This window comes from Aeromicrobium sp. (assembly GCF_047606445.1).
In the GTDB taxonomy this organism is placed as follows: Bacteria; Actinomycetota; Actinomycetes; order Propionibacteriales; family Nocardioidaceae; genus Aeromicrobium.
Genome location: NZ_JASGEK010000009.1, coordinates 1 through 4,666, shown reverse-complemented (window position 1 = coordinate 4,666; position 4,666 = coordinate 1). Strand labels below are relative to the sequence as shown.

Here is a 4,666-nt window from a genome sequence, read left to right as displayed (position 1 = left end):
GAAGCCAACAACGACAACCCCAAGCCCTACACCTGGACAGCCACCGCCGAGGACATCCTCGCCAAAGTCGCCCGCGCCCGGACCACACTCAACGAAATAGTCAACTAAAACTGCGCCGGACCACTAGATCTCCTAACTGATGACAGATATGGTTGATCTGTCATCAGTTAGGAGATCGTCATGGGTGTGCTCGCCTCGCTTCCAGCGGTGTTCACGCTGGCGGAGGCGATGGATTCCGGCGTCCGCAAAGACCAGGTGTACGCCATGGTCGCCAGCGGTGAGATCGAGCGCGTCGGGCGAGGCGTGTACGCCCGGACAGCGGAGATCGACCCGGCCTTATTGGCGCTCGCGGCGGCGACGGCGATACGCCCCTCGGCGACGCTGTGCCTCACCAGCGCGTTGGTGTATCACGGCCTGACGGACGATATTCCCTTCGGCTCCGATATCGCACTGCCGCGTGGGGTCCGTCCACCCGCGGGATTCGAGCACGTGTCGTGGCGCAGTTTCGACAGCGACTCTTTCGGGATCGGTCGTGAGTCCTGCGAGATCGCCGAAGGGGTGACGGGATCGGTCTACTCGGCCGAACGGACCATCGTGGACTGCTTCCGACTCATGCATCGGGAAGGAAGCGAGCAGGCGTACGAGGCGCTTCGTCGGTGGCTTCGACGGCGAGGCAGTTCACCGTCGGACTTGTGGGACGTCGCGTCGGCTTTTTCCGTGACGAAACGTCGGTTGGGGCAAGCGATGGAGGCGTTGCTATGAGTCCGCGGCCAGCGAGAGACAGCCCGTCTGGACGCGCTTACAACGACTTACGGAATCTGGCGCGTCGTCAGGGGCGGGATCCAGCGGAGTTCTTCACGCTGTACGCGCTGGAAGGGTTCCTCGCGCGATTGGCGGATTCTGAGCACGCCGACGGATTCGTGCTCAAGGGCGGGGTCTTGATGGCGGCTTTCGCATCCCGTCGTCCGACACGTGACATCGACCTCGCCGCGATAGCGCTCAGCAACGACGTCGCGGAGGCGGAGCAGCGAGTTCGCGACATCATCGGTCGGCCTCGCGACGACGGCCTTGACTTCGACCTCTCGTCAGTCGTCGGTGAGCCGATTCGTGACGAGGCCGACTACTCGGGCGTCCGCGTCACTTTCGTCGCAGGCCTCTCGACAGCGAGAGTTCAGATTCATGTCGACGTGAATTTCGGGGATCCGATCTGGCCTGCTCCGGTGGAGACGGAGTTGCCGTTGCTACTGGGTGGGACGCTCCGGCTCCAGGGGTATCCCGATCACATGGTGTTGGCGGAGAAGATCGTGACAGCCGTGGAACGAGCCAGCCAGAACACTCGATGGCGTGACTTCGTCGACATCGCCTCGATGGCGTCGACGCGGGAGATCGAGTACGACCTGTTGCGTGACGCCGTCAAAGTGGTCGCGGAGTGTCGGGGAGTCGCGGTCAGACCGTTGGGGCCGTTGGTGACTCCGATGGGCGAGTCGGCTCAACGGAAGTGGATGGCCTGGCGTCGCAAGCAGCGGTTGGAATCGTCGACCTCGGCAGAGTTGTCCGCGCTGCTCGACGCCTGCGTCGCCTTCGCTGATCCGGTGCTTCGCGGTGAGTCTCCCGGCTCGCGCTGGTCGCCGGAGGCCCGAAGGTGGTGCGCGTGACGACAGAAACTGTGGCAGGTCGAGAGGACCTGCCACAGTTTCTGTCGACGTCCCTCAGCCGACGCCGGGCGGCTGATCCGGGGCCGCTGACCGGGTGACCTGGAACACTTGATAGGCATTCCTTAACACCCCTCGATGGCGAAGGACACCCCATGACGAATCTCTCGACCCTGCTCGAGAACTCCGCCCAGAACTACCCGGACCGCACCGCGGTCGTCTTTGGCGACACGCGGCTGTCCTACCCGCAGGTCAACGGCGCGGCGAACCAGGTCGCCAACCTGCTGGTCGAGCGCGGCATCCAGCCCGGCGACAAGGTCGCGCTGAGCTGCCCGAACCTGCCTTACTTCTCGATCGTCTACTACGGCATCCTCAAGGTCGGCGCGACCGTCGTGCCGCTGAACGTGCTGCTCAAGGGCCGCGAGGTCGCCTACCACCTCGACGACTCCGACGCCAAGGCCTACTTCGCCTTCCAGGGCACCCCCGAGCTGCCCATCGGCGCCGAGGCCTACGAGGGCTTCTCGAACGCCGAGAACTGCGAGCACTTCTTCGTCATCACCGCCGACCCGACGGCCGCCTCGCCGATCGAGGGCGCCGAGACCTTCGGCCAGGGCGTCGGCCAGCAGCCGCCGACCTTCGAGACCGTCGACGTCGACGACGAGGACACCGCCGTCATCCTCTACACCTCCGGCACCACCGGCCAGCCCAAGGGCGCGGAGCTGCGCCACCGCAACATGCGCGACAACGCTCTGACCGGCGAGGCCCTGTTCGGCGCGAACCCCGAGACGCCCGACACCTACCTGTGCGTGCTGCCGCTGTTCCACTCCTTCGGCCAGACCGTCATCCAGAACGGCGGATTCGCCTACGGCGGCACCGTCGTCATGCTGCCGCGCTTCGAGGCCGAGCCGGCCATCGGCCTGATGCTGCGCGAGAAGGTCACCTTCTTCGCGGGCGTCCCGACGATGTACTGGGGCCTGCTCAGCGCGCTCACCCCGGAGACCCCGGTCGCCGAGATCGCGGAGAACCTGCGGGTCGCGGTCGCCGGCGGCGCCGCGCTGCCGGTCGAGGTGCACAAGAACTTCGAGGAGCGCTTCGGCGTCACGATCCTCGAGGGCTACGGCCTGTCGGAGACCTCCCCGGTCGCCTCGTTCTCGAAGTTCGGCGAGCCGGTGCGCGTCGGCTCGATCGGCGTGGCCATCCCGGGCGTCGAGCTGAAGCTGATCGACGTCGACGGCAGCGACGTCTCCGACGAGCTCCAGGAGGACGGCAAGACCGCCATCGGCGAGATCGCCATCCGCGGCCACAACGTCATGAAGGGCTACTACAACCGCCCCGAGGCGACGGCCGAGGCCATCGACGCCGACGGCTGGTTCAAGTCCGGCGACCTCGCCCGCAAGGACGCCGACGACTGGTTCTACATCGTCGACCGCTCCAAGGACATGATCATCCGCGGCGGCTACAACGTGTACCCGCGCGAGATCGAGGAGGTGCTGATGACGCACCCGGCCGTCTCGCTGGCCGCCGTCATCGGCGTCCCGCACGACAGCCACGGCGAGGAGATCAAGGCGTTCGTGATCCCGCAGCCCGGCGCCGAGGTGACGTCCGAGGAGCTCGTCGCCTGGGGCAAGGAGCAGTTCGCGGCGTACAAGTACCCGCGCGTCGTCGAGATCGTCGGCGAGCTGCCGATGACCTCCACCGGCAAGATCCTCAAGCGCGAGCTGTCCTGACGCGCTGAGCGAAGGGGCGGGGAACCGGGTGGTTCTCCGCCCCTTCGTCATGTCCGTACGGTGGGGGCATGTCTGTTATCGCGATCATCGGCGCCGGGCCTGGGCTCGGCGCGGCCACCGCCCGCCGCTTCGGACCCGAGGGGTTCACTGTCGCCCTCGTCTCCCGCACTCCCGAGAAACTTCAGAAACTGTGTGAGGAGTTGGCCGCCGACGGCGTCACCGCCCACGCCTTCCCCGCCGACGTCGAGGATCCGGCGGCGCTGACCGCCGCCTTGAAGCGGGTCGCGGCCGACCTCGGCCCGGTCGAGGTGTTGCAGTACAGCCCCGTGCCGCGCATGGACTTCCTGCGCCCCGTCCTGGAGATCACCACCGAGCAGCTGGCCGCCGCGACGAACTTCTCGATCATCGGCTCGGCCACCGCCGTTCAGGCCGTCGTGCCCGCCATGGTCGAGGCCGGTCGCGGTACGATCCTGCTCGCCAACGGCTCCAGCGCCGTCACTCCGAACGCGAACTACGCGGGCACCTCGGTCGCCTTCGCGGGGGAGTCGGCCTACGGGCTCATGCTGCACGAGGCGCTCGCCCCGCAGGGCGTCCATGTCGGCCAGCTCATCATCCCCGGCGCCATCGACGGCGACGACCCGCTGTTCGCCTCAGACGCCCTCGCCGACCGCCTCTGGGCCATGCACACCGAGCGCGGCGAGTATCGCCGCACCGTCGGCGCCTGACGGGTCGCCTTCTTCCCAGATTTGCGCCGTGTTCAACCGTTTTGTTGTGGGGATTCGGTTGATTTTGGCGCAAATCTGGGAGGAACGGGTCAGAAGATGATCTGTCCGCCGGTGGTGGCGGCGGTGAAGCGTTCTTGGGCGTCGGTCCAGTTGACGATGTTCCAGAAGGCTTTGACGTAGTCGCCTTTGACGTTGAGGTAGTCGAGGTAGAAGGCGTGTTCCCACATGTCGAGTTGGACGATGGGGATGAGGGTGGCGGGGATGTTGGCCTGCTGGTCGTAGAGCTGGACGACGAGGAGCTTCTGGCCGAGGGAGTCCCAGGTGAGGATGGCCCAGCCGGAGCCCTGGATCGTCAGGGCGACTTGTTCGAAGTGGGCGCGGAAGGCGTCGAAGGATCCGAAGTTGTCGTCGATGGCGGCGGCCAGCTCTCCGGTCGGCTTGTCTCCGCCCTCGGGGGAGAGGTTCTTCCAGAAGATGGAGTGGTTGATGTGTCCGCCGAGGTTGAAGGCGAGGTTCTTCTCGATGCCGGCGATGGCGGCGTAGTTCTCGGTGGCGCGGGCTT

5 protein-coding genes are annotated in these 4,666 nt (G+C 66.3%); 4 read left to right on the top strand and 1 reads right to left on the bottom strand.

Annotated features, from left to right (window positions below):
* The first annotated feature begins 180 nt into the window (after positions 1-180).
* From QM621_RS02100 to QM621_RS02085, 4 genes are all read left to right on the top strand, one after another.
* Entirely contained in the window at positions 181-762 is a 582-nt protein-coding gene (locus QM621_RS02100; RefSeq protein ID WP_414988700.1) for a type IV toxin-antitoxin system AbiEi family antitoxin domain-containing protein, read from the top strand.
* Entirely contained in the window at positions 759-1,655 is an 897-nt protein-coding gene (locus QM621_RS02095) for a nucleotidyl transferase AbiEii/AbiGii toxin family protein (RefSeq protein ID WP_414988699.1), read from the top strand. Before QM621_RS02100 ends, QM621_RS02095 begins: the two co-directional genes overlap by 4 nt.
* Before the next feature lie 152 nt (positions 1,656-1,807).
* Positions 1,808-3,379: a long-chain-fatty-acid--CoA ligase gene (locus tag QM621_RS02090; protein WP_414988698.1), complete on the top strand. Its 1,572-nt coding sequence runs from the start codon at positions 1,808-1,810 to the stop codon at positions 3,377-3,379.
* A gap of 68 nt (positions 3,380-3,447) precedes the next feature.
* Positions 3,448-4,104, top strand: coding sequence for an SDR family NAD(P)-dependent oxidoreductase (locus QM621_RS02085; protein ID WP_414988697.1), 657 nt, complete (start codon positions 3,448-3,450; stop codon positions 4,102-4,104).
* Between the two features lie 89 nt (positions 4,105-4,193).
* On the opposite strand, the gene QM621_RS02080 is transcribed toward QM621_RS02085, so the two are convergent.
* Positions 4,194-4,666, bottom strand: a 473-nt coding sequence (locus QM621_RS02080) for a superoxide dismutase (RefSeq protein ID WP_414988696.1), incomplete at its 5' end; no start/stop codon positions are given.